The following is a 25,958-nucleotide window of genomic DNA, read 5'->3' on the forward strand; positions in this document are numbered from 1 at the left end:
TATATTTTTGCACCTTACACGTATCGTAATTACGATCAGATAATAGAGGGATAATGGCTCTATGAGCGATTTAGCTAAAGAGATCACGCCCGTAAACATTGAAGATGAGCTTAGAGGTTCATACCTAGACTATGCGATGTCAGTCATCGTGGGTCGTGCTCTTCCAGATGTGCGTGATGGCCTAAAACCAGTACACCGCCGCGTTTTATTCGCGATGAACGTACTAGGCAACGATTGGAACAAACCATATAAAAAATCAGCCCGTGTTGTCGGCGACGTAATCGGTAAATATCACCCACATGGTGATAGTGCTGTGTACGACACAATCGTACGTATGGCTCAGCCGTTCTCGCTTCGTTACATGCTGGTCGATGGTCAAGGTAACTTTGGCTCGATCGATGGCGACTCTGCTGCGGCAATGCGTTACACCGAAGTTCGAATGGCAAAAATTGCCCATGAACTATTGGCTGACCTAGACAAAGAAACCGTAGACTACGTACCAAACTACGACGGTACTGAGCAGATCCCAGCGGTTCTTCCAACTAAAATTCCAAACCTATTGGTTAACGGTGCTTCTGGTATCGCAGTAGGTATGGCAACCAACATCCCGCCTCATAACCTTGGCGAAGTGATTGATGGCTGTCTTGCATACATCAATAATGAAGAAATCACTATTGATGAACTAATGGATTACATTCCTGGTCCTGATTTCCCAACGGCGGCGCTTATCAGCGGTCGTAAAGGCATTGTAGACGCGTACAAAACAGGTCGCGGCAAAATCTACATGCGTTCGAAAGCGGACATCGAAGTGGAGAAGAATGGTAAAGAGACCATTATCGTCACTGAAATTCCTTACCAGGTGAACAAAGCTCGCTTGATCGAAAAGATCGCTGAGCTAGTTAAAGATAAGAAAGTAGAAGGTATCAGTGCACTGCGCGACGAGTCAGATAAAGACGGTATGCGCATTGTTATTGAGTGTAAGCGCGATGCTGTGGGCGAAGTAGTTCTAAACAACCTTTACGCTCAGACTCAGCTGCAAACCACTTTCGGTATCAACATGGTGGCCCTAAACAATGGCCAGCCACAGCTATTCAACCTAAAAGATATGTTGAAGTGCTTTGTTGATCACCGTCGTGAAGTTGTGACACGCCGTACTATTTTCGAACTGCGTAAAGCGCGTGAACGTGCTCATATCCTTGAAGGTTTAGCTCTAGCGCTTGCTAACATTGATGAAATTATTGAGCTTATCCGTAAGGCACCTACACCGGCTGAAGCAAAAGCGGGTCTTATCGCTCGTGGTTGGGATTTAGGCAACGTTTCAGCAATGCTAGAGCGTGCTGGTACAGATGCTGCGCGCCCTGAATGGCTAGAGCCTGAATACGGTATTCGTGATGGTCAGTACTTCCTGACTGAGCAACAAGCACAAGCTATCCTAGATCTACGTTTACATAAACTAACAGGTCTAGAACACGAGAAGATTCTAGGCGAATACAAAACACTTCTAGAAGAAATCGCTGAACTCATGCATATCCTTGCGAGCACTGAGCGTTTGATGGAAGTGATCCGTGAAGAACTTGAAGCGGTTCGTGACGGCTTTGGTGACGCTCGTCGTACAGAAATCACAGCTGCGAGCCATGATATTGACATGGAAGAGCTGATCGCACGTGAAGACGTTGTGGTTACTCTATCTCACGGTGGTTACGTTAAGTACCAAGTACTGAGCGACTACGAGTCACAGCGCCGTGGTGGTAAAGGCAAGAGTGCGACTAAGATGAAAGATGAAGACCATATCGAGCGTCTTCTAGTGGCGAATACCCACGATAACATCTTGTGTTTCTCTACTCGTGGTAAAACATACCGCCTGAAAGTTTACCAATTGCCTCTAGCGAGCCGTACTGCGCGTGGTAAGCCAATCGTAAACATCCTTCCACTCGAAGAAGGTGAGCGCATTACCGCGATTCTACGTGTTGATGAATTCTCTGAAGACAAATTCATCTTCATGGCAACAGGTGACGGTACGGTTAAGAAAACGCCGTTGAACCAGTTTGCAAACGTACGTTCAAACGGCCTAATCGCTGTGAACCTACGTGAAGACGATTCGTTAATCGGTGTGGATATCACTAACGGCGAAAATGAAATCATGCTGTTCTCTAAAGCGGGTAAAGTGGTTCGCTTTAAAGAAGCAGAAGAGATTCCAGTACTTGATGAAAATGGTAAACCAGTTCTTGATGAGAATGGTCAGCCAGAGATCAAGTTTAAAGGTGTTCGTCCTATGGGTCGTACCGCCTCTGGTGTTCGTGGTATGAAACTGGCTGAAAATGACCAAGTTGTATCACTTATTGTTCCTTCGCACGAAGGCGACATCCTAACGGTTACAGAAAACGGTTATGGTAAACGCACAGCACTTAGCGAGTACCCGACAAAAGGTCGTGGCACTCAAGGTGTAGTTTCTATCAAAGTTTCTGAGCGAAATGGCCCGGTAGTTGGTGCTATCCAGGTTGTTGAAGGTGATGAAATGATGATGATCACCGACGCTGGCACGTTAGTACGTACTCGTGTGGGTGAAGTTAGCCAAGTTGGTCGTAACACACAAGGTGTAACGCTTATCCGTACTGCGGAAGATGAATCAGTTGTTGGTTTGCAACGTATTGAAGAAGTTGATGATGAAGAGCTGCCTGCTGATGAAGATGCAGAAGCGTTAGAGTCAACAGACGAAAATACGCAGCAAGACGCTCCAGCTGCTGATGATGCAGAGGAAGGTAACGAAGAGTAATCTTACATCGTTATCCTGATATGAAAAGCCGAGCCTTAGTTGCTCGGCTTTTTTGTATCTGTATCAACGCATTTAAAGTAAGAAATGCGTACACTGACGTTATCTTTGTTTACAGGACGTGTTATGTCTGTTTGGTTTTTCGCTGCCATCACTCTGATGGGGCTGTTTATCGTACTCTTATCACTGAGTGCATCAAAAGTTAAACCCGCTCAATGGTTTGGCTTTTGCCTGTTAGTATTTGTCGTGACGAGTGCCAGTTTCTTATTGCTGCATCAAACTCCGCCTAAACCAATACAAGCGGAAATGTCACGAATGATGACTGCTCGTGACATCATGAAAGAGATTCAAGACCAGTTGCGTGAAGATCCGAACAACGCTGAATTGTGGTTCCAACTCGGGCAGGGCTACCTGCTAGAGGGGGAATTTGATGGCGCGCTGATTTGTTTTGATTACGCGATCCAACTGACTGAGCCAGTCAGTGCCACGCAACTTGCCGCAAAAGCGACGACCTTGTACTACATTCACCAGCAATCAATGACGCAAGAAGTTAGCTTGCTTTTGGAGCAAGCTTTGCAGATAGAACCGCACAATGAAGCCGCTTTGTCTTTGATCGCAAATGATCATTTTCTGTCATTCCGATTTCAGGAAGCGATTGATGCCTGGGTACTATTATTAGATTCTAATGATCCAAATTTAGATAGGGTGCAAATCATTAACTCTATTAACAAAGCAAAAGAGCTGTTGTAAGCGTACAATTTAACAAGCAATAGAGGGAAAGGTGGGCAACGAATGAAAAATAAAGCACTAAGCATATTGGTTTTGCTGTCCGGCTCTGTGCTGGCGGGTTGTAGCTCTTCCGATCATTCTGGCTCTTCCTCTACGGTTTATTATTCATCGGGTTACTACGACCCGTGGTGGTACGATCATGACGACTACTGGATTTATTACTATCCGGGCTGTTGCGATAACGACGATGAATACAAAGAGAAACTGGAAGAGTGGTGGAATGGTTTAGATGAAGACCAACAGCAATCCATCAAAGACAAAATCGAAGATTGGAAAGACGACGATATGTCCGCCAATATCGATAACATGAAACGCCAACTCGACGATCATTGGCAATCATTGCCTGACGAGCAAAAGCAAGAGATTAAAACCAAATGGGAGAATCGTCCGGAACGTATTGAGCCAGCGACTTTACAAGACAAAGCGGTAAAAGAAAAGGTTCAACAAAGAAAAGCATTACCGGAAACGAAGATCCAGCGTCCAGTTGCTCGTCCAAATGTGCAGATACCTAAAGCACGTCCAAATATTCAGCCTAGACCGAGGCTTCCTCGTCGCTAGTACGTTCGATTTTGTCTCTCGATAGAATCGGGGATGAAGAAATAAAGATAACAAAGAAACAAAACAAAAAAAAGGGGCGTTCAGTACGCCCCTTGTTGTATCTATAAGTTAACCGTTGCCAGTTAGACTAATACGTGGCTTCGCGTTCAGCTGCTGCTTTATCCCACTCTGGCGCTACTGTTTCTAGGAAGTGTTTCTTGTCTGCGTTCATCTTATCCATATCCATGCCCAGTGCTTGTTGTGCTTTCGCTTTGGTCGAGATATCTGGAATTTGAACAGGGTCAGTAATGCCTTTGGTTGCCAGTAAACGAACCAATTTGGTACGGGCGTCAGCAGCGCGGTCAACTGCAGTACCTAGTACTTCAAGTGCTACCTCAGGAGCATGCATGTGAACACCGTGAGAAGCAATCGCGTAGTCCCAACGCCATTGTGCATGGCGAATATCTTGTAGGATAGGTTCCATCTCTGCTTCTGTTGCACCTGCTTTCCACGCTGCTCCTGCTTCAAAGTGTGCCGCTACGATTTGCTTCTCGGCGGTTAGCTTCATGTTCAGTACTTGCGCTTTGCGAGTCGAGACGATGCCTTGTAGCTGCTCTTTAGTTTGGGTATGGCATTGCGCACAGGTGTCTTCAAAACGATCAAATGGGTTACCCACTTTGTGGTCTGTGTACACCGTACCGTCTTCTTTGGTCACTTTAGGCATGTGGCAGTCCACACACACCACTTTGTTTTTACCATGAATACCCGCTCTCCAAGTTTCGAAACCTGGATGTTGCGCTTTTAGCATCGGCGCTTTAGATACGGCATGCGTCCAATCTTTGAAATTCAACGCGTCGTAGTATTTCTCCATGTCATTAACGGTGGTGCCCATATCCCATGGGAATTTAACCGCTTTAGTTGGGCCGGTGAAGTAGTATTCAACGTGACATTGAGCGCAGACCGATGCTTGCTTATCTAGGCGAGACTGTTCATCAAAGTTTTTACCAATAGTATCAAAAGCACGCTCGACGTATGGGCGAGTCAGTGCTAGCGCAGGTTCGCCTTTCTTGAAGGCTTCAGAGCCTGTGTTGTGGCAATCGGAACAACCGATAGGGTTGACGATTTCTGAGCCTAAGCGTGCCCATTTACCTTCGAAATAACCGTCTTCACCACGTTCATCAATCACGCGAGCAACGTCTGGGCTTTTACAGCTCCAGCACGCCATCGGCATAGGCCCGGACTTCTCGTCGGTTGGTGCGCCGGTACGTAAGGTTTGGCGAACATCATCAAGTGCGTAAAAGTGACCGCGCGCTTTGTTGTAGTCTTTCGCGAAGCCATAACCTGCCCACAGGATAACCATGTTTGGGTCTTCACTTAGAGCATCTTCAATGTGCTCACTTTCGGATGTTGCTTTCCAAGAATGGTATTGATCAGAGTGGTTCTGTTCAAAGACATCGTTACGAGGATCGATAAAATCCTTCTCTTCTGCCGCTAACGGAGCGCCGACCAAAAATAATTGGCTGGCGAATAAGGTCGCAACCGCAATAGGTGCGCTCATCCAGTGTTTTATGCTCACAGTGTTATCTCCATATTCGTTTTTATTAGCAGCGTTGTGAGGAGCTATTCCAAATAAGAACTGGAGATCTACGATTAATAATATTGCTTAATTGGATAGATGAAATAGTGAGTGAATCTTGTCTTGTTTTAGATCAATTTACACCAGTGATCTCAGTCATGTTTGAATTTATATACCTCTAAAGTGGTAGTTGTTAAGTCATTGTTCTGCAATGCTTTGGGTTTTTAACCTTTTTAAAAATAGGGTGATTTAGTTCGCTTTTTGAGCAGGCGTTTCTACCCCTTATGAATAATAGAGGTATTATAAATATAGGTTTAGCGTTGTGGCTTTCCGAAATAAGAATTGATGTCATTTGAAGATCTAAAAAATATCTTCAGAGGAAATTAATTGTCGCTCAAATAAATAATTGAGAATAGTTATCAATTATTATCGAGCTAAGGAAAGAACAATATGGGCAATATAAAATTGACCATAGAGACAATGCTGAAACTTCTCTTCGTCTTTGCCATCTATGGTTTCTCCATCGCCGCCCATGCGACTTCTTCAGAGCCGATTGAAGGTGCTCAAGCTGAGCGTCACCAAGTCGAGTTGATCCGTGACCGTGACTACAAGTGTCTGCAATGTCATAAGGATGTAAAAGAGACTCTGAACCTTTCGCATGACCCGCAAGCTCTACTCAGCCAAGGGAAGCAACTTAATTGCACCAATTGCCATAGCAACATTGGTCCCGACCATCGTGAAGGTGCGCCTGATGTGATTAAGTTTTCTGCCGCGCAATCGAAAGAGGTACACGACAAAGTGTTCCTTGATCCAAGCATGATTCTTAAAGCCAACGGCCAATGTGTGGATTGCCACGCACCGACACAGCTGAGAGAAAGCCACTGGACGCACGATGTGCACGCCAAAAACCTCACTTGTTCAAATTGCCACGATGTACACGCAGCGAAAACCAAAGCGTTGTCGTACGACAGAAAACAACTGATCAAGCAGTGTGTGGATTGTCACTCTGAATTTGCCGTCGAACCTGAACTTGCCAAAGAAGAGGAGAGATAGCATGAAATGTTCGAGAAGAAACTTTTTAGCCGGCAGCGGCGCGTTGATTTTAACTACAGGCGTTGCAGGCACTTCCGTTGTTAGCTCCTCTCTCTATGCCAGCAACAGTGAACAAGCGAAACGCATGGGTATGGTTCATGATGAAAATGCCTGTATTGGCTGTACCGCTTGTACCGATGCTTGTCGCGAAGTAAATAAAGTCCCCGAAGGCGTAACGCGACTTAAAATTCATCGCAGTGAACCGATTGGCGAATTTCCAGATGTGGAATACCAGTTTACTCGCGAATCCTGTCAGCACTGTGATAACCCACCATGTGTGTACGTTTGTCCAACAGGCGCTGCATACAAAGATGAAGCGACCGGCATCGTGGATGTGCACAAAGAGAAATGTGTCGGATGTGGTTATTGCCTTGCCGCTTGCCCTTACCAAGTGCGCTTCTTTAATCCAGTCGATCACTCTGCGGATAAATGTAACTTCTGCCGTGATACCAACCTAGCGCAAGGTAAACAGCCAGCTTGCGTGGAATCTTGCCCAACAAAAGCACTCATCTTTGGTGATTTGAATGACCCAACTAGCGAGGTGAGCAAAGCTATCGAAAGCCATGTTGTCTATCGCGATAAATCGCATTTAGGTACGCAACCTAAACTGTACAAAATTCCGCATAGCAAAGGGGAGGTGTCATCATGAACGGCTTCGAAAGTGCATTCCACTTTGACTCGTTAGTCTGGGATTGGATCATCGCGATTTACTTATTCCTTGCTGGGATGTCAGCAGGTGCGGTGATGATTTCTATCTATTTAAAACGCAAAGTGATTGAAGGTGATCCCGCAAACAACGGCATCATGAAAGCGATGGCTTGGCTTGCGCCATTTGGCATCATTGCTGGGTTGGCAATTTTGATTTTCCATTTAACCAAGCCTTTAGAGTTTTGGAAGATCATGATCTACTACAACCCAACGTCTGTGATGTCGATGGGCGTGATCTTGTTCCAAGTGTACATGCTGGTGCTGTTTGTTTGGATCGGCGTTATCTTCCGCCATCAAATCATCAGCTTTTGTGAGGGTAAGTTACCGAGCAAACTGTTGGATTTTGCCGATGGCATTTTGATTAAGGCGGGGAAAGCCAACAACGCAATTGAATTGTTCTTGGGCTTCTTAGCCATCGTGCTTGCAGCGTACACTGGCTTTCTATTGTCTGCATTGAAGACTTACCCAATGCTAAACAATCCAGTACTGCCAATCTTGTTCCTGTTCTCTAGTTTGTCCTCGGGTGCAGCGGCATGCTTGATGTTCGGCATCTTGGTGTTTAAAGAGTCGACCAGCAGCCCAAGTGTGTCTTGGGTGCACGGATTTGAACGCCCTGTAGTGTTGTTTGAGTTGTTTGTCTTAGTGACATTCTTTACTGGACTGATCTTCAGCGGTGGTCAGAACGAAGTCGCGGCTTGGAATGCTATTTCGAGTGGATTCTGGGCTCAATGGTTCTGGGTTGGCGTAGTGTTCATCGGCATGATTACGCCTTTGACTCTCAATTGGTTAACGCCTTCAGAAGTGCGCCACAAAGGCAGTTACGTTTTTGTGGTCACGACGTTGAGCTTGGTTGGCGTACTTATGCTACGTACTTTCATTCTCTATGCCGGTCAAATGACCATAGTGTAAGGGGGAAAAATGGAGGCTGAGCTAGGGTTCTTCTTACTGATATTGGTGGCTGTAACATCGACTTGTGCATCGTTGCTGCATTGGCTACGTCGTGCTATGGGTAAGAAGGCGACATTGCCGCATCAAGTCGCGATGTCCCACATCATTAGCTTAGCTTCCATCATTTGTTTAGCACTTCTGATCGTCTGCTTCGTGCAAGACAACTTCGCGTTGGAATATGTTGTTACGCATTCCAACAGTCAACTTCCCGTGGCGTTCAAAATTGCTGCCGCTTGGGGTGGGCACCAAGGCTCCATGTTGTTTTGGGTCGTCACCTTGAGTTTATGGGCGTCGTTTATTGCATTTAAGTCACCGCTCAACGCCCAATATACTTGTGACTGTTTAGGAATCATGAACGTTCTTATTGCGACATTTGCTTGGTTCACGTTAATGACCTCTAACCCGTTCGAGTATGCCCAAGTATTGGCGTCGGAAGGACGAGATCTAAACCCAATGTTGCAAGATGTTGGGCTTATCATTCATCCACCATTGCTTTATCTCGGTTATGTCGGTTACGCAGCAATATTAGCTTTTGCATTAGCAGCGCTATTGGGTAAACAACCGATGAGCGATTGGTATGTGGTTGCTCGAAGCGCAGCGTTTTTTGCATGGGGAACGCTCACGTTGGGTATCTTGGTGGGATCATGGTGGGCGTACAATGAGCTAGGGTGGGGCGGCTGGTGGTTTTGGGACCCTGTGGAGAACGCTTCTCTACTCCCTTGGCTTACTGGTACTGCTTTGTTGCACAGCGGTGTTGTCGCAACACGTAACAGAGGCGCAATTTGGAGCACCTATGCACTGGCGTTTGCTACGTTCAGCCTAAGCATTTTAGGGACATTCGTGGTGCGCTCTGGCGTGCTGACTTCAGTGCATGCTTTTGCGGTGGACCCAACTAAGGGTTTAGTGCTGCTTGGTGTATTGAGCTTGCTTATCATCATCACTTTTGGCGTATTGATTTTGCGAGGAGAACAACTCCCTCGCTTCAAACTTCAATCTCTAGCGAGCCGAGCTTACACTGCTTACATCGCCAAAGGGCTGCTGGTTATTGCGACTGCTATCGTTTTTCTTGGCACTTTTTATCCGATGGTTTATCAACTGCTCGGTTTAGGGAACATTTCAGTTGGCGCACCTTATTTTAATAGTCTGATCTTCCCATTAAGCATACTGGCTCTGATTTCCTTAGCTTTCACGCCGCTGCTGAAATGGACAAAAGGCACAGTGCCGAGTGTAAGCGCTGATATTGCGATCAGTATTGCGTTATCTCTTGTCTCTGGGATCGGGTTTATCTTCTTAGTGCACGCACTGCATTTCGAAGTATTGCTAACCATAACGTTGGCTACTTGGGTGATTGCGGCGCATCTCGTTATGCTGTTTCGTTGTTCCAATAAGCGCAAACTCATGCCAATCGTGATGGCACATATCGGTTTTGCGCTGGCGGTGAGTGGAGCTGTATTCAACAGTCACTACTCATATGAACACAATTTACGTGTCGAACCCGGCAGTTCTCAACAAAGGGCGGGGATCACTATCGATTATCATGGTATCGAATGGCTGGTGGGGCCAAACTACACCGCTGAACAAGGACAGATCACCTTGCACTTGGAAGATGGCCGCATGCTCAATTTCAACCCGCAAAAGCGTCATTACCCTGTGCGAGTGATGAATATGACCGAGCCTGCGATTCGTTCACTATGGCATGGCGATTATTACGTGACATTGGGTGACAAAGTCGACACTCATGCTTATGCGATTAAAGTTCAGTACCGCGCAGGCATTTGGTGGATATGGTCTGGCGGGCTATTAGCTGTGTTTGGTGCGCTATTAACAGGCCTAAAGAAAAGGAGAGAGGCTATCAATGCGATCGAGAAATACGCTTAAACTCGCAGGTCTCGTTGTGGCTGTTGCCGTGTTTGCTGTAGTTACTGCGGTGGCCTTGTCTGAGCGACCACATGTCGAATTGTCCCCACAACGAAATTTAGAGACACCTAATTTTCGCTCTACTTCTCTGATCTCTGATGACATAGTTTCTGAGCAATTGTTCAAAAGCGACGGATATAAATTATTGAATGTTTGGGCATCTTGGTGCGGGGTATGCAAGCGAGAGCATGAAGAGTTATTGCAGTTAGCAGAACTCGGTGTGCCTATTATTGGGCTGAATTATAGAGATCAAAAACAAGCTGCCCGTGAATATTTGAGCTCTAAACGAAACCCATATATTGAAGTAATTAGTGACCCTAATGGAAAGCTCGCTGTGGAGCTAGGTGTTATAGGAACGCCGGAAACTTACTTGATTGATCAAAATGGTCGTATATTGATCAAATATCGTGGAGAGCTAACGGCAGATAAATGGAACGATATATTTTCAGGATACTTGAATGTTTCGATTTAATAATCTTCTCCTCACTTTAATCCTATTTATACTATTTTCTCCTTTCACGAGAAGTGCGGATTTAGAACAGAATGTTGATCTGTTTGATTTTCATTCTGTTGAAGTGCAACAGCGTGCAACCTCGCTAGCCAAGACATTACGCTGCCCGCAGTGTCAAAACCAAAACCTTGTCGAGTCTAATGCACAGGCGGCCAAAGACCTGAGGTTGAAAGTGTATACGATGGCCAATGAAGGCAGCTCAGATCAAGAAATAAAGGACTATCTAGTTGCTCGTTATGGGAATATTGTTCTGTATCAACCACCATTAAATTATTCCACGGCGCTGTTGTGGATCTTTCCTGTGCTATTTTTGATCTTTTTTGTCTTATATTCGATCCGAATGGTGAAGCGTAATTAATGTGACCGTTATTCCACTATTAAAAATAAATTGTGCACTTAACAAGCAGAATGTTATCATTTTTCCGAATTTATGAAGTTTCCAGTATAAAGAAAATAAAAATTTTGAGCTGGATAAGTAATAAAAGAACGAAATAGGTGCACGCAGTGGATTCAGTTATATTACAACTTAAAAAAGACTTCTATTCGCAGATTCGTGCATTGCAATCACCGAACCTGCCTCAAGTTACTTCAACGCTCGCCGTGTTGACCGACGAGGAAATCCAAGAACTCGAAGCAGTTTGGATTGAACTCGCCGTTTGGAAGCGCAGTCAGACTCATTAAAAGATAGACCAAACGACCTTCTTGAAACCCCAGACAAAATTTGTCTGGGGTTTTTTATTGTAGTTTTTTTAAATTGTTATAATATAACAATTGTTCAGTTGGAGAGTGTTTCTCTTTTGCTGTCTTGAGTGGATAACTGCCCTCAATTGTGATCTCTATATTGCAAAATGCGGTATCAGTCCCCATAGTTGAAGAGCAACGAGTAAATCCCATGAATGCAATAACGAAAACGCATCAAGCGCATCAAGCAATAAATCGAGTGAGTATAGATATGGCGGAAGTACGTGCCAGAGTAGATTTTAAAGTCGGGGCAAAAAGTAACATTGATGCCGAAATTCTGTCTTTCCATGGTCTGAAGACAGACAAAGAGCATGTTGCTATTATCTTTAAACAAGCGGACCAAACTCAGGACATGCCTTTAGTTCGTATGCACTCTGAGTGTTTGACAGGCGATGTGTTTCACTCTTCACGCTGTGACTGTGGTGAGCAACTAGAAGAGACGATCAATCGCATGGGCGAGTCCGGTGGTATCATCTTGTATCTCCGTCAGGAAGGTCGTGGTATTGGTTTGTACAATAAGATCGATGCATACCGCTTACAAAGCCAGGGCATGAACACGTACGAAGCTAACAACCATTTGGGCTTTGATGATGACCTGCGTGATTTCACAGAAGCAGCACAAATGCTAGAAGCTTTAGGCGTGAATAAGATCCGCCTCGTGACGAACAACCCTAAGAAAATTCGTGAGTTATCTGAGTACGGAATTGAAATTGGCGAGGTTGTCAATACCTCTGCACATATCAAAGATGGCAACGAAAATTATCTGAAGGCAAAAGTCTCTCACGGAAAACATGACCTAAAGGTTTAATCCTAAAGATAAAACTGACAATAAAGCCTGTGAAAAACCTCATTTTTATGAGGTTTTTTTGTATCTGGAGTTGCAAATAAATTGTAAATTTGTATTATCTCGAGACTAAAGTGCAAATAAGAATAATTAGCACTACTAATACGATAATTGAAAAGCTCAACAAGGATGCTTCAGATGAATGCAAAAAAAGTTTTAGTCCAATCTATTGCTGCATCACTCCTCATTGCCAGTGGTTCTACCGTTGCTGCCACAGTAACTAAACAACAAGTAGTCGAACATTACGCGGACGTTGCCCATGCTGTGTTTGCTGATTCAGTAACAACAGCGAAGGCGCTTGACGTAAAAATCGACGAATTTCTAAAATCACCATCAGCGAAAAAGCTTGAAGAAGTAAAACAAGCTTGGCTAGATTCTCGCGTGCCTTACCAACAGTCTGAAGTTTTCCGTTTTGGTAACGCGATTGTTGACGATTGGGAAGGTCAGTTAAACGCGTGGCCACTTGATGAAGGTCTGATCGACTACGTAGCAGCGGACTACCAATACGAATTGGGTAACGAAGGTGCGGCTGCAAACATCATCGCAAACACAAGTCTGCAGATTGGTGCTTCTAAACTGGACGTTTCAAAAATTACGCCAGAATTACTAGCAGATTTAAACGAAGTAGGTGGTTCTGAGGCAAACGTTGCATCAGGTTACCACGCGATTGAATTCTTGCTTTGGGGCCAAGACCTAAACGGCACTAACGCAGGCGCAGGTCAACGCGCTTACACTGATTTCGTTGTGGGTTCTGAGTGTACGAATGGCCATTGTGAGCGTCGTGGAGAGTACCTAAAAGCAGCCGCTGATCTACTGGTTCAAGACCTTGAGTGGATGGAAAAGCAGTGGTCTGCTGAAGTAAAAGGTAACTACCGTGAAGAGCTACTGAACGACTCAGCGGACAATGGTCTACGTAAGATGCTATTCGGCATGGGTTCTCTTTCTCTAGGTGAGCTAGCGGGTGAGCGCATGAAAGTGGCACTAGAAGCGAACTCAACTGAAGACGAGCACGATTGTTTCTCAGACAACACGCATAATTCTCACTACTACAACGAGCAAGGCATCTACAACGTTTACACAGGTACATACAAAGGTGTAAACGGCAAAGCGCTATCTGGTCCAAGTATTGCTGATCTTGTTGCTCAAAAAGATAAGAGAGCCGCGACCGACATTCAAAAGCAGTTTGATACAACACGTAGCCAAGTTGGTGAGCTAGTGACTTCTGCAGAGAAGAACAACCAGCACTTTGACCAACTTATTGCAGCGGGTAACGCACAAGGCAACGCGCTAGTAAACGACACCATCATGTCGTTGGTAGCACAAACCGGTGCGATTGAGCGTGCGGCAAGCATTGTCGGCATCGACAGCCTAAGCCCTGATACTGCTGACCACGAGTTTTAATAAGAAAACCATAATAAATAAGGGCTCTTTGTGAGCCCTTTTGACGTTTGAGCTCGTTGTTATCACCCTTGTTGTCTATGTAGAGCAATGATATGAAGCCATACCTAATTTCTGCGCTAGCCGCGATCCTTTCTTCTTCTGCCATGGCTTATGATGTTAAGTCTGGTGGCAAAACCAGTGTTAAAAAAGACGGCGCGAATGCCTATTCTCTTCCTGCTGCTAACTTGCCAATGAGCAAACGCCTCGATTTTAGCGTCGGTAACAGCTTTTTCCGCAACCCTTGGGTACAAGCGCCAGCGTCAACAGACGCTCGTGATGGCTTAGGCCCGCTTTTTAACACCAATGGTTGTCAGAATTGTCACATCAAAGACGGTCGTGGTCATCCGCCAGAGAAAGATGATTTACATGCAGTGTCTATGTTAGTGCGCTTAAGCATTCCTGCGATGACGCCAGAACAAAAGAAAGCTTACATCAAAGATGGCGGCATACCTGAGCCGACTTATGGTGGCCAGCTTCAAGATTTCGCCCTGCAAGATCAAACGCCAGAAGGCAAAATCGAAATCACTTACACCGATGTCCCAGTGAAATTTAAAGACGGTACGACGGTGACGCTAAGAAAACCTCATTTGAACATTACCGATCTGGGTTACGGCGATATGCACCCTGATACCGAGTTCTCAGCACGCGTGGCACCGCCAATGATCGGCCTTGGTTTGTTAGAGAGTATTCCCGACGAAACGCTACTTGCTTGGGCTGATGAACAAGATGCCGACAAAGACGGTATCTCAGGCAAAGTCAATAAGGTGTGGGATATTGAGAAGGACGACTTCTCGATTGGTCGTTTTGGCTGGAAAGCAGGACAACCGACGCTAATGCAGCAAAATGCAGCAGCATTTAATGGTGATGTGGGTCTTACGAGCCATTTATTCCCAAATGAAAACTGTACCTCGAAACAAAGCATTTGTGACGACATGCCAAATGGCGGCAAACCAGAAGTGAGTGAAAATATTCTCGACTTCGTAGAGTTTTACAGCCAGCACTTAGCTGTACCTATTCGCCGTAATGTCAATGGCCCTAACGTGAAACTTGGCAAGCAAATCTTTGCTGCGTCTGGCTGTGAAAGCTGCCACAAGACCAGTGTTAAAACGGCGAAACGACCAGAGTTACCAGCGCTTTCTGAGCAGCTTATCCACCCATACACCGACATGCTTTTGCATGACATGGGTGAAGGCTTAGCCGATAACCGTCCGGAATATCAAGCAAACGGCCGCGAGTGGCGAACAGCACCGCTATGGGGCATTGGTTATACCGAAGAAGTAAACGCACATACTTACTTTCTACATGATGGCCGCGCTCGTAACCTGATGGAAGCGGTGTTGTGGCACGGCGGCGAAGCTGAAACGGCGAAACAAAACGTCTTAGCACTGAACAAAAAAGAACGTGACGCATTGATTGCGTTTCTGAATTCTCTATGAGGAAGCAACCATGAAAAAAACACTATTAGTGAGTGCGATTGCCGCAACGTTAAGTTTGGTTGGTTGCCAATCGACCATCGGTTCGAGCGTTGCCAAGCCTGAGAGTACAAGTCATATTTCTCAAAGCGTGTACGAGGTCGAGTTTCAATCAGCTCAGACGTTTTTAGCGCAAACCACAGAACTTGAACAACGCTTCGCAGGTTACTGCGCATCAGAGTCGAAAGATGATGCACAAGTAAAACAGCAGTGGCATCAAACGATGCTTGCGTGGATGGCATTACAAGGTCAAGAACGTGGCCCTGCTACGGCGCTGGAGCAAAGCTGGAATGTTCAGTTTTGGCCAGATAAAAAGAACACTACTGGTCGTAAAATGTCTGTATTGACGAAATCTGACCAAGCTTGGAGTGCAGAAGATATCTCCACCCAAAGTGTCACCGTGCAAGGTTTAGGGGCTCTGGAATGGCTGCTTTACGATAAAGCGTCGACCTTATCTAGCAACAGCAATACTTGTGTGACAGGCGTAGCGATTGCAGAAAACCTCGATAACAAAGCGCAGATCATCGCGGATTCTTGGGCAGAGAACCCTTGGAAATCGCTAGAGATGACGGAATGGGAATCTGAGTACATTTCACTGCTCTCGAATCAGCTTGAATACAGCATGAAGAAGTTGAGCCGACCGCTAGCGAAGATTGGTAAGCCTCGCCCGTATTTCTCAGAATCGTGGCGTTCAGAGACCTCGCTTTCAAACTTAAAAGCCAACCTTCAAGGGATGGAAGCGTTGTACTTTGCTAACGGGAATGGTTTAGATGCGCTACTTAGAGAGCAAGGCCATGCAGATCTCGCAGACCGTGTTGTTCATCAATTTGGAATGGCGTTAGAAACTTGGCCAGAAGATAAGAGCTTGTTTGTTGCACTACAAACAAAAGAAGGCTATCGCATGGTGCTCGCTCAGTACAATAAGCTAGAGCAATTGAAGTACCTGATTCACGAAGAAGTGGCGATCGAGCTTGGCGTGGTTATAGGATTTAATGCAACCGATGGTGACTGATCAAACCCGCCGAAACTTACTGAAAGCCGCTCTATTCGGGGCGGCTACACCTATGATGCCATTTGGTTGTGCTTCAACAAGCTCACGTGAGCCTGCGTTGATCGGCTGCTCTATCATTGGCCGAGATAAATATGCAGCGGTTGTAGCGGATGAGCATGGTATGCCGCTATCTTCATTGCCGATTCCTGAGCGTGGTCACGGTGTAGCAACAAACCAACAAGGCCACGCCGTAGTCTTTGGTCGTCGGCCAGGTACTTTCTTCATGGTGTTTGATTATCGTTCAGAGCAGATGATCAAACTGCAGCTAGCAAAACCAAACCGCCATTTCTATGGGCATGGCGTTTACTCCCATGATGGCACGTTGCTATTTGCCACTGAAGGGGAGAGGGGGACAAGTCGTGGGATCATTGGTGTTTATGATGTGCAGAAGCAATATCAAAAAATCGATGAGTTAACGGGTTTTGGCCTTGGCCCTCATGAAGTGATCATGATGCCTGATGGCGCACTAGCGATTGGCGTCGGTGGCGTACACACCAACGGCCGTGAACCTCTCAATCTTGATAGCATGAGACCGAGTCTGAGTTACCTTTCACAGGAAGGGGAGCTATTGGATCAAGTGTCTTTACCGGATCATAAGTTGAGTATTCGCCACTTAGCCCATGACGGTGCGGAAACCGTGCTTTGTGGTCAGCAATATCGTGGTGAGCCGGACGAGTATCCAGCTTTGATCGCCATGCACACACGCGGTGGTGAAATGCAAGATCTTCAAGCCGAGCCTGAAGAGTGGGCGCGTTTCAATCACTACGTTGCGAGTATTGCAGCAACCGATGAATGGATCTTAGCCACTTCGCCTCCGGGCAGTTGTTATGGTATATGGTCTAAATCTACTGGCAAATTGGTCGAGCTAAGTGCGTTACCAGACGCTTCTGGTGTTGTGGTCTATGGCGATGAGTTCCGAGTCAGCTCTGGGGCGGGAAAAGTGGTAGAGCAAAAGCCCGAAGCGTCAAAAAATACCTTCGCAAGCGGTGTGCAATGGGATAACCATTGGTCGAGAATTATCTAGAAAGATCATTGAGTAATTACTTATAGAGAGTTTTGTTGTCGTTTTCGGCATCAGATTCTTAATTTTAAACCTGCAAGCTGTGAGATATTTGCCATACTTTTTATTATGGCAAGTAGCGCAAGGATCATTTCAGTGTTTGCTAGGGTTTTAATCATGACGGCACTTCTGGTGCCGTTTTGCAGCTTTTCCACCGTCGTTTCTCTCGAAGCTTCAGCGCAAGTCGAGCAAGAGGGAGCGGTACAAAAGCTGTCTGTAGAAAAAATGATCCATTATCCAGAGGTGATTGATCAACTGTATCAAAGCACCAATTACCGTTTGAACTGGGAAAATGAAAGTGATATTGAGCAGTTTCTTTTTCAAGTAAACCTGGTCGCACTTGCGGATGTCACCGATGAATTCGAAAATCAACTTCACCGGATAAACCAAGTAAGGTGGCAGGGAGATAATCTCGACTTCGATTTAGTGATGACAGATTCACTCTTGATGTACCTTAGTTATCTTGAGCAACTCCCCGAAGAAGGGATTAATTGGCTATTTACAGACAAAGCCCATGTTACGTTACCCGCTCCTAGCATCGATACTTTATCGGTTCTGAGTAATGAGATTACGGTTGGCAAACTTGGTCAGTTTTTGGCAAGTCTCCGGTCTCCATTACAAACAGATGATGCTTTCTACTCCGCCTATTCTTCGCTATCGGAACATTCTCAGTACCAATATCCTGCCTATCAACAAACTGGGCTAGCACGTGTTGGCGATATATTAGAAAACAGACCCCTATTGATTGAGCGAATGGAGATCGTAGGCGTAGATGTTTCTTACTTGGATTTAGTCACTGAAGAATATGACGAACAATTAGAGCTTGCGATAAAAGAGTTCCAGCGTATTCATGGTTTGAAAGAAGATGGCGTTATCGGCCCGAATACCATTCGATGGATCAACTTTTCTCCTCAAGAGCGATTGCATCTGTTGGCGTTGAATTCTGAGCGTTCAAGAATTTGGTCGAAAGAAAGGGATAATGTTGTCTTTGTTAACGTGCCTGGATACGAAGTCACGTATTGGCATGACGGTCAACCCTTGTTTGAGTCTAAAGTCGTGGTAGGGAGAGCATCAAGAAAAACGCCCATCATGTCGGTAGCACTGGATTCAGTTATTCTCAACCCAACTTGGAACGTGCCTTGGACTATCATGGTTAAAGACATTATTCCTAAAGTAAAACGTAATCCGATGTATTTGATTAACCATAACATTCAAATCATTCGGTCTTGGACTTCGAACGAAATTATTGACCCTACAACCATCAATTGGGCAACGGTGAATCCGAGAACATTTCCTTATCGTATGCGACAGGCGTCGGGCTTACAAAATGCACTGGGATTGTACAAGTTCAATATGCCTAACCCACAAGCTATTTATTTGCATGACACGCCAAGTAAGAACTTGTTTGAACAGGACAGACGCGCATTCAGCTCAGGATGTGTTCGTGTAGAACATGCAGACCAGTTAGCAGAACTTCTGTTCAAAACTCAGGGGTTGGAAGAACGTTTAGCGAAAAAGCGAGAAAGTTCTCGTCGGTCTAACACGTCAGTTCCTTTGGGAGAGCGCATTCAAGTACACATCATTTATCAAACAGCATGGTTGGAAGAGGGAACGCTTTACTACCGTGATGATATCTATAAGTACGATCACCGCAGTTGAAATCTTTAAGGAAAATTTACAAAACGAAGAATTCTCTTTTCGTTCAATAATTAAGCAATAATTACTGCATCTGAAAATCAAGATGGAGCGTTTTATGCATTTGACGTGACAAATGTGTTTGGTTAATGTCCACGACTTGTCTAGTTGTTGAGCACTGTATTTTGAAATGGTAAGTCGTAACTTTTCCCGCCGAGATTTCCTTAAAATGACCGCTGGTGGTGTGGTGTTGGCGTCTGCCCTGCCATCATTTTCTTGGGCTTCACTCCCTGACGAGCCACGTGCGCTGGCGATGAACAATCTTAATACTGGAGAGATCCTCGAAACATGCTATTTCGATGGAAAACGATACATTAATGATGAACTTCAAAGGCTGAATGAGTTTTGTCGAGACCATCGACGGAATGAGGTTCATCCGATGGATCGACGCTTGTTCGATCAAATAAGCCAAATTCAAAAGTTAATTGGTACAGAAGCAGAGGTGATCGTCATTTCAGGTTACCGTTCTCCTGCCACTAACGCCTCGCTGCGCAACGGGTCTTCTCGTGTAGCGAAAAAGAGCATGCACATGGAAGGAAAGGCCATTGATTTTCGTTTAGACGGCGTGAAGCTTTCAACGGTTCGTGATGCTGCATTAAGCCTAAAAGCCGGTGGCGTGGGTTATTATCCAGGTAGTAACTTTGTTCATATCGATACGGGAGCTGTTCGTTCCTGGTAGTGCTAGTTGAGACAAGGTTTCTAGTCTCAGAACGTCGTCGATTACCCACAGTTCAAAGCTTGAAGTCGCTAGGCCTTAGTGTCATAGTTGCGGCAGTTTTCATGCAAATTTATTCGGTATAGGTTATCTATGGCTCTGAAATACCAAGTTGTTCCAGTAACATCTTTCTCTCAAAACTGTTCTATTGTCTGGTGTGACGAAACCATGAAAGGTATTGTGGTTGACCCAGGCGGCGATGAAAAGCAGCTCGCTATGCTTATCAAAGAGCTGGGTGTTGACGTGGTAAACCTAGTGCTAACACACGGTCACTTGGACCACGTAGGTGGCACGGAACCGCTGTCTGCACTGCTTGGCGGTACAGAGATTGTTGGTCCTCACAAGGCAGATAACTTCTGGTTGCAAGGTTTGGAAGGTCAGAGCCAAATGTTTGGTTTCCCGCTGACAGAAGCGTTTGAACCGCACCAATGGCTAAATGAAGGTGACACTGTCACTTTTGGTAATCAAGTGCTGAACGTATTCCACACACCTGGTCATACACCTGGTCACGTTGTGCTTTACAGTGAAGAAGCGCGTTTAGCGTTTGTGGGTGACGTTTTGTTTAACGGTAGCATTGGTCGAACTGACTTCCCACAAGGTGATTTCAATACGTTGATTAGTTCTATCAAAGAGAAATTGTGGCCTTTAGGCAATGATGTCACGTTTGTCCCTGGTCACGGCCCTCAATCGACTTTCGGTCATGAGCGTAAAACTAACCCGTTCGTTGCTGACGAGATGCCGCTTTACTAAAAGTGCGTGTACTAAGCATTATTCTGGCTCGGCGGCAGCTAAGTATCGCCGAGTCAGTCCCACAAAATCCTCAGCCTCACGATCTAGATCACTTGCTGATATAAATAGATCGTAGCCATAAAAGCCTCTCTGATACTTCATCCGGTTGGCGAGCATCGCTAACAAACCTTTGTACTCAATCCCATCTCTGTTTATATACGGTTTAGGGTCAAGCACTATATCCTCAAACTTATCTTCACACTGATTTTGTTTCGCGCCTAAGTAAAGCAGTGCTCGCTGGCTGAGGAGAATTTCTGTCGCTATACGAGGGCAGATTGAATTTAAGTAGGGCGAGTAGTGTTTTAGACGAATACCGATCCAAGGTAGCGGTTGGTGCCACCCTTCCTGTTGGTAGCTACAAATACCGATTGACTCAATATTTCGCCATCGGACGACCCAACCTCCTTTAAAAAGGTGTTGCTGAAAGTGAGAAGCTGTCAGCGTAAAAGTGACTTGGCTTTTCTTAATCATCAAGATGGCGAAACCAACGATTGCAGACATCAAAATGACCGAGAACATGGCTTGCTTCCATCCCGGAGAAATGGCAACCAAAAACAAAGTGATGAGTGCAACAAGCAACAAAAGTATTCTGTTGATAGGGGAGTCGGGTTTGAAATGTGAATTTGTTAGGTGCAGCGTTTCCATGCTTATAACCTCATCGAATACTTGTCCAAAAATAAGTGGGTAGCTTTATGTGCATTGATTTGCATTTAAAATAAAACAAACCTCTGTTTTTATACCCAGTATTCAATAAATCCGTTCATAAAATATCTGATTAAATAGTAGACGTTCTATGCTTTGAGCGCATTTTTCATCGCGTTTCGCCGCTAAAACCTACAAATTGCTTGTGAATTTTGGTATAAAACGCGCTTCAAATTTTCATCCCTGCTGAGATGCAGTGAACTGGAGAAATATTCAATGAGACTTGCTCATAAGCGTAAAGTGCAGATGAAACTGCAAAAACGCATTAAAGCGACAGTAGCAAACTTAGCTGCAGCACCTAAAGCAGTGAAGCCTGTTGCGGAAAAAGCAGTAGCACCTTCTGTTGCTGAAAAAGCTGTTGCGGAGAAAGTAGTAGCTGATAAAAAAGTAGCTGCAGTGAAAACAGTTGATGTTGCCCTTACTCCTAAGCAACAACAAGTATTAGACATCGTTATGGCGAATGCTGAAGGTATTAACCCTAAAGGCATCGGTCTAGCTGCAGGTCAAGAAGATACTAAAGCGGCATCATGGGCTACTGGCGCACTAAAGAAGCTTCTTGAAGAAAACCTAGTTCAAAAAGAGCAGTTAGCAGGTAACAAAGTTATCTACAAAGCAGTTTAATTACCGCTACCGTTCTAGATTGAATACCTCGGCCGATGCCGAGGTATTTTTTTATCTTGGTATTGGAAATAATGCATTAAGTACTGACTTTAACACTGCCAATAAGTGGTTTGTCACATTTTCTTAAATACTATGTAAATTTTTTGGCAGAAAAATACGTACGTATTGTCTTTTATTTTTATTCATAGATAAAAATATAATTTATTGATTTTGCTATTAACAGTCTTTTGTCATGACGGTTGTCCTACGTACTTGTACGTAATACCTTAGGCTAATGCCTTATTGATGAATTACTCGCTTCCGTGTTCATGCCCATTTCGCATTAGACAACATTGTTACATCTTTTATACCGAATACAGCCAATCCTAATGAAATGGATGACAACAATAACCTTGGTGATAAAGGACGTGAACGATGAGTCTAATCCAAAAATCTTTAAAACGAGTGCTCAAAACAACCGCTGTCGCTGCCGCGATGGCACTCGCAGCGACTTCTGTAAACGCTGCTGAAAAAGTCTATCGTTTAAAGCTTGCTGAAACTTGGGGGCCTAATTTCCCAATTTTTGGTGATACCACAAAAAACATGGCCAAAATGGCGGAAGAGATGTCCAACGGACGTTTGCAAATCCGCATTGATTCCGCAAACAAGCATAAAGCGCCTTTTGGGGTGTTTGATATGGTTAAGTCGGGTCAGTATGACATGGGTCACTCAGCGTCTTATTACTGGAAGGGTAAGGTTCCAAACACACTTTACTTCACTTCTATGCCCTTCGGTATGTTGCCAACTGAGCAGTATGCATGGTTTTACTACGGCGGTGGTATGGAGCTGATGGAAAAAGTGTACTCTCCACATAACTTGATGTCTTTCCCTGGCGGTAATACCGATACTCAGATGGGCGGGTGGTTCCAAAAAGAGATCAAGTCCGTCGAGGACTTACAGGGTTTGAAAATGCGTATCCCAGGGTTTGCTGGTGAGATTTTGGCTGAGTTAGGTGCCAAGCCAACGAATATCGCCCCTGGTGAGCTATATACTTCTCTAGAGCGTCGCACAATTGATGCCTTGGAATGGGTTGGTCCATCGCTGGATCTACGTATGGGCTTCCACAAAATCGCGCCTTACTACTACACAGGTTGGCATGAGCCAGCGACTGAGCTTCAGTTCCTCGTTAACAAGCGTACCTGGAACCGTCTACCTGATGATCTAAAAGCGATTTTGCAAGTAGCCATGAAAACGGCCGCTTACGATATGTACACGCAATCGAAACACGAAAGCGGCAAAAACTGGGCGTCTATTAAGTCTGAATACCCAAATGTTGAAGTAAAAGATTTCCCACCTGAAGTAGTAGCTGCGTTGCGAGAAGCAAACGATCGTTTGTTGAAAGAACATGCAGAGAAAGATGCTTTGGCGAAAGAGATTCAAGAGTCGCAAGCGAACTATATGAATCAAGTTCGACCATGGTCAGATATTTCGCACCGAGCGTACTTAAACAGTCAAGCTCAACAATAACGTTATGAAGCAGGCGATGCCGAGAGGTTTAGCCTGCTATCGAAGCCCAAGAAAACTTCATAATGAATGCTCCGCACCATAGCGGAGCGCATCTAAACGTTCCACGGAGTTCGGAATGAGAAGTCTTATTTATATTGAGCGATTATTTAACCGCTTTAGCGATTTTCTCGGATGGTTATCCAGCATCCTGTTTATTTTGTTGTTAGCAAACGTTGTGTACGACGTTGTCATGCGTTACGTGTTTAATGATGTGTCTATCGCATTCCAAGAAATGGAATGGCATCTATTCTCTGCCGTGTTCTTGCTTGGTGTGCCTTACGCAATTAAGTCCGGTGGGCATGTTCGCGTCGACATTTTTTATGAACGGTTATCTTACAAAGCACAATCCATCATCGACATCATAGGCACACTATTTTTCTTATTCCCTTTTTGCCTACTGGTGGCTTGGTTTGGTATTGATTTCGCCAAGGAAAGTTACGCGTTAGGCGAGACGTCTGGTGACCCAGGTGGCTTACCATATCGTTGGATTATCAAAGCGATGATTCCGCTGTCATTTTTCTTTATGGCGGTGAGTGGTATTGGATTGTTACTCCATTCAATCAACAAAATTGTCAACCCTCATCTCATCTATGCCGGTAATAACGGTAAGTCGTAAAAGGAAGTCATTATGATCGGTATAGTGATGTTTTTTGTTGCGCTCTTTGCGCTTCTATTGGGATTTCCCGTTGCCTTTACTTTTGGTGGTATCGCGCTGATTTTTGGTGTTTGGGCTGAAGGCATCGAGATGTTTGCTTTTATGCCATATCGAATTCAGTCCATTATGGAAAATACGGTGCTAATGGCCGTACCGCTGTTCGTTTTTATGGGGCTAGTGCTACAGAAAACGAAGCTTGCTGAACAGCTACTAGAATCAATGGGGCGTTTGTTCGGTGGCGTTCGCGGTGGTATCGCTATTTCTACCGTGTTAGTTGGCGCATTGCTTGCAGCTTCAACGGGTGTGGTAGGCGCATCAGTTGTTGCGATGGGCTTAATATCTCTTCCTGTGATGCTCAAGTACAATTACGACAAAGGTTTAGCGTGTGGGACTATTTGTGCGTCTGGCACGTTGGGCCAAATTATCCCACCTTCTATCGTGTTGATCTTGTTGGGTGATGTACTTGGCGTACCGGTAGGGGACCTATTTCAAGCTGCGATCTGGCCCGGTATTACACTTGTTGGCGCCTATGTGATCTACATTCTCATCTACGCGAAGTTGAACCCTCAAGCCGCACAGGCGATAGAGCGCGATGAGTCGATCAGTCGTAAACAAGAAGTGCTCACCGCACTGAAAGCTGTATTGCCACCTTTAGCATTAATCATCGTGGTATTGGGCTCCATCTTTGCAGGGATTGCAACACCAACAGAGTCAGCGGCACTGGGTGGTGCAGGTGCAATTATTTTATCGCTATTGTATAAGCAGTTTAGTTGGTCGATGATTTATGATGCATCAAAAGAGACAGTTAAAGTAACCGCAATGGTCTTTGCGATCTTACTTGGTGCGACCGCCTTCTCAATGGCATTTACCTACACTGGTGGTGATTATTTAGTTGAAGAGTGGATGTTAGAACTGCCGGGTGAAAAGTGGGGATTCCTTATTATTACCATGGTGGTGATTCTGATTTTAGGTTTCTTTATCGACTTCGTTGAAATCTGTTTTATCATCGTGCCAATTATTGCGCCAGTCGCTGAATTGATGGGCATTAATATGACGTGGTTTGCGATTCTTATTGCGATGAACTTGCAGACGTCGTTCCTCACACCGCCATTTGGCTTTAGTTTGTTTTATCTAAAAGGTGTCGCTCCAGCAGGGGTTACTACGCGTGATATCTACAAAGGTGTGATGCCATTCATCGCGATTCAGATTGTTGTGTTGGCGTCTTTGCTGTTTTTCCCAGGTTTTTACGGTATGAGTTAATCACTCGATAATAAAGAGATTTTGTGAACTGAGAGTTTTTACCTTTTGAGACAAGTTGTTAAGCTGTTAATTATGTCTATGCAGACACAATCGATTGGTTTGTACTGCTAAGATAGTAAGCTGTAAAGGCAGCGTTTCATGGAGGGAAGGGATGCCTCTCAAAGCAAAGTTAATTCTGCTGACACTGATACCCGTGGTATTGGTGTCAGCGAGTATCAGCTGGATCTCTATCTATCAAACCAAGACCCTTGGCAAAAGGGAGGTAGAGATCTTTCATCAAAACCTGATCCAATCAAAAGAAGCGGCGCTGAAAGATACGGTCGACGTCGCTTTTGACTCCATTTCTTACATCTACAACGATCCGACATTAGAAGAGAGTGTTGCCAAAACGCGTGTGAAAGCGATTTTAAATCGTTTGAGTTATGGGTCTGACGGCTATTTTTTGGTTCATCGCGGATAAGCGGGAACTCAAAACAAAAACGGTAGTAAGTGATAGAGTTTTATCGCCAAACAAAACCTA

The 25,958-nt window shown here is 45.0% G+C and carries 24 protein-coding genes and 1 pseudogene; 23 read left to right on the plus strand and 2 right to left on the minus strand.

All coding sequences use genetic code 11. The annotated features are described in order from the left end of the window. Positions 1-61: 61 nt before the first annotated feature. The 3 genes from gyrA to R7035_RS18245 all read left to right on the plus strand — a co-directional run bounded on the left by gyrA (position 62) and on the right by R7035_RS18245 (position 4,117). Positions 62-2,773 (plus strand): DNA topoisomerase (ATP-hydrolyzing) subunit A, encoded by a 2,712-nt coding sequence (gene gyrA / locus R7035_RS18235; RefSeq protein WP_017636128.1) that lies wholly within the window; start codon positions 62-64, stop codon positions 2,771-2,773. A 123-nt stretch (positions 2,774-2,896) separates the two neighbouring features. After that, entirely contained in the window at positions 2,897-3,520 is a 624-nt protein-coding gene (locus tag R7035_RS18240; RefSeq protein ID WP_165935359.1) for a tetratricopeptide repeat protein, read from the plus strand. 42 nt (positions 3,521-3,562) lie between these two features. Next, positions 3,563-4,117: a hypothetical protein gene (locus tag R7035_RS18245; RefSeq protein WP_318146214.1), complete on the plus strand. Its 555-nt coding sequence runs from the start codon at positions 3,563-3,565 to the stop codon at positions 4,115-4,117. A 127-nt stretch (positions 4,118-4,244) separates the two neighbouring features. Here R7035_RS18245 and nrfA read toward each other — a convergent pair whose 3' ends face one another. Next, entirely contained in the window at positions 4,245-5,672 is a 1,428-nt protein-coding gene (gene nrfA / locus R7035_RS18250; RefSeq protein ID WP_132936792.1) for an ammonia-forming nitrite reductase cytochrome c552 subunit, read from the minus strand. Between the two features lie 450 nt (positions 5,673-6,122). On the opposite strand from nrfA, the gene nrfB reads away from it, so the two are divergent. The 15 genes from nrfB to R7035_RS18325 all read left to right on the plus strand — a co-directional run bounded on the left by nrfB (position 6,123) and on the right by R7035_RS18325 (position 20,616). Then, entirely contained in the window at positions 6,123-6,725 is a 603-nt protein-coding gene (gene nrfB / locus R7035_RS18255) for a cytochrome c nitrite reductase pentaheme subunit (protein ID WP_318146215.1), read from the plus strand. A gap of 1 nt (position 6,726) precedes the next feature. Continuing rightward, positions 6,727-7,413, plus strand: a complete 687-nt coding sequence (gene nrfC / locus R7035_RS18260; RefSeq protein ID WP_017636123.1) for a cytochrome c nitrite reductase Fe-S protein — start codon at positions 6,727-6,729, stop codon at positions 7,411-7,413. Further along, positions 7,410-8,381, plus strand: coding sequence for a cytochrome c nitrite reductase subunit NrfD (nrfD, locus tag R7035_RS18265; protein ID WP_005386801.1), 972 nt, complete (start codon positions 7,410-7,412; stop codon positions 8,379-8,381). Before nrfC ends, nrfD begins: the two co-directional genes overlap by 4 nt. A 9-nt stretch (positions 8,382-8,390) precedes the next feature. Then, on the plus strand, positions 8,391-10,298 hold the full coding sequence (locus R7035_RS18270) for a heme lyase CcmF/NrfE family subunit (protein WP_104975450.1): 1,908 nt from the start codon (positions 8,391-8,393) through the stop codon (positions 10,296-10,298). Then, positions 10,276-10,809, plus strand: a complete 534-nt coding sequence (locus R7035_RS18275) for a DsbE family thiol:disulfide interchange protein (protein WP_054577026.1) — start codon at positions 10,276-10,278, stop codon at positions 10,807-10,809. The genes R7035_RS18270 and R7035_RS18275 overlap by 23 nt, the downstream gene beginning before the upstream one ends. Beyond that, positions 10,796-11,206, plus strand: coding sequence for a heme lyase NrfEFG subunit NrfF (gene nrfF, locus R7035_RS18280; protein WP_085569796.1), 411 nt, complete (start codon positions 10,796-10,798; stop codon positions 11,204-11,206). Before R7035_RS18275 ends, nrfF begins: the two co-directional genes overlap by 14 nt. A gap of 146 nt (positions 11,207-11,352) precedes the next feature. Further along, positions 11,353-11,529: a hypothetical protein gene (locus R7035_RS18285; protein WP_020480909.1), complete on the plus strand. Its 177-nt coding sequence runs from the start codon at positions 11,353-11,355 to the stop codon at positions 11,527-11,529. A 271-nt stretch (positions 11,530-11,800) separates the two neighbouring features. Then, positions 11,801-12,397: a GTP cyclohydrolase II gene (locus R7035_RS18290; RefSeq protein WP_025767283.1), complete on the plus strand. Its 597-nt coding sequence runs from the start codon at positions 11,801-11,803 to the stop codon at positions 12,395-12,397. 174 nt (positions 12,398-12,571) lie between these two features. After that, a complete protein-coding gene (locus tag R7035_RS18295; RefSeq protein ID WP_186584863.1) occupies positions 12,572-13,834 on the plus strand; it encodes an imelysin family protein in 1,263 nt (420 codons plus the stop codon). Between the two features lie 92 nt (positions 13,835-13,926). Continuing rightward, complete coding sequence (locus R7035_RS18300) at positions 13,927-15,309, plus strand: di-heme oxidoredictase family protein (RefSeq protein WP_104979495.1); 1,383 nt, start codon at positions 13,927-13,929, stop codon at positions 15,307-15,309. 10 nt (positions 15,310-15,319) lie between these two features. Beyond that, on the plus strand, positions 15,320-16,357 hold the full coding sequence (locus tag R7035_RS18305) for an imelysin family protein (RefSeq protein WP_186584864.1): 1,038 nt from the start codon (positions 15,320-15,322) through the stop codon (positions 16,355-16,357). Further along, positions 16,338-17,420: a DUF1513 domain-containing protein gene (locus tag R7035_RS18310; protein ID WP_186584865.1), complete on the plus strand. Its 1,083-nt coding sequence runs from the start codon at positions 16,338-16,340 to the stop codon at positions 17,418-17,420. Before R7035_RS18305 ends, R7035_RS18310 begins: the two co-directional genes overlap by 20 nt. A 153-nt stretch (positions 17,421-17,573) precedes the next feature. Beyond that, on the plus strand, positions 17,574-19,115 hold the full coding sequence (locus tag R7035_RS18315; protein WP_005376852.1) for a murein L,D-transpeptidase: 1,542 nt from the start codon (positions 17,574-17,576) through the stop codon (positions 19,113-19,115). 166 nt (positions 19,116-19,281) lie between these two features. Continuing rightward, positions 19,282-19,830: a DUF882 domain-containing protein gene (locus R7035_RS18320; RefSeq protein ID WP_031778936.1), complete on the plus strand. Its 549-nt coding sequence runs from the start codon at positions 19,282-19,284 to the stop codon at positions 19,828-19,830. 129 nt (positions 19,831-19,959) lie between these two features. Further along, complete coding sequence (locus tag R7035_RS18325) at positions 19,960-20,616, plus strand: MBL fold metallo-hydrolase (protein ID WP_005376855.1); 657 nt, start codon at positions 19,960-19,962, stop codon at positions 20,614-20,616. Positions 20,617-20,634: 18 nt separating this feature from the next. On the opposite strand, the gene R7035_RS18330 is transcribed toward R7035_RS18325, so the two are convergent. Then, complete coding sequence (locus R7035_RS18330; RefSeq protein ID WP_186584868.1) at positions 20,635-21,300, minus strand: DUF2982 domain-containing protein; 666 nt, start codon at positions 21,298-21,300, stop codon at positions 20,635-20,637. Positions 21,301-21,573: 273 nt separating this feature from the next. Here R7035_RS18330 and R7035_RS18335 point away from each other — a divergent pair, with 273 nt between their 5' ends. From R7035_RS18335 to R7035_RS18355, 5 genes and pseudogenes are all read left to right on the plus strand, one after another. After that, positions 21,574-21,978, plus strand: coding sequence for a hypothetical protein (locus R7035_RS18335; RefSeq protein ID WP_005376863.1), 405 nt, complete (start codon positions 21,574-21,576; stop codon positions 21,976-21,978). A gap of 414 nt (positions 21,979-22,392) precedes the next feature. Then, the gene (locus R7035_RS18340; protein ID WP_017636112.1) at positions 22,393-23,484 is read left to right on the plus strand and encodes a TRAP transporter substrate-binding protein; all 1,092 of its coding nucleotides are present in this window, start codon (positions 22,393-22,395) and stop codon (positions 23,482-23,484) included. A 115-nt stretch (positions 23,485-23,599) separates the two neighbouring features. Next, positions 23,600-24,139 carry a TRAP transporter small permease subunit gene (locus R7035_RS18345; protein WP_005376869.1) on the plus strand — a complete coding sequence of 180 codons (540 nt, stop codon included), beginning with the start codon at positions 23,600-23,602 and terminating at the stop codon, positions 24,137-24,139. Between the two features lie 12 nt (positions 24,140-24,151). Further along, positions 24,152-25,438 carry a TRAP transporter large permease subunit gene (locus R7035_RS18350; protein WP_005376871.1) on the plus strand — a complete coding sequence of 429 codons (1,287 nt, stop codon included), beginning with the start codon at positions 24,152-24,154 and terminating at the stop codon, positions 25,436-25,438. A 151-nt stretch (positions 25,439-25,589) separates the two neighbouring features. Then, a pseudogene (locus R7035_RS18355) lies at positions 25,590-25,889 on the plus strand (histidine kinase); the annotation flags it as partial. Positions 25,890-25,958: the final 69 nt, after the last annotated feature.

It is taken from the genome of Vibrio sp. 1731, assembly GCF_033339955.1.
GTDB lineage: Bacteria > Pseudomonadota > Gammaproteobacteria > Enterobacterales > Vibrionaceae > Vibrio > Vibrio alginolyticus.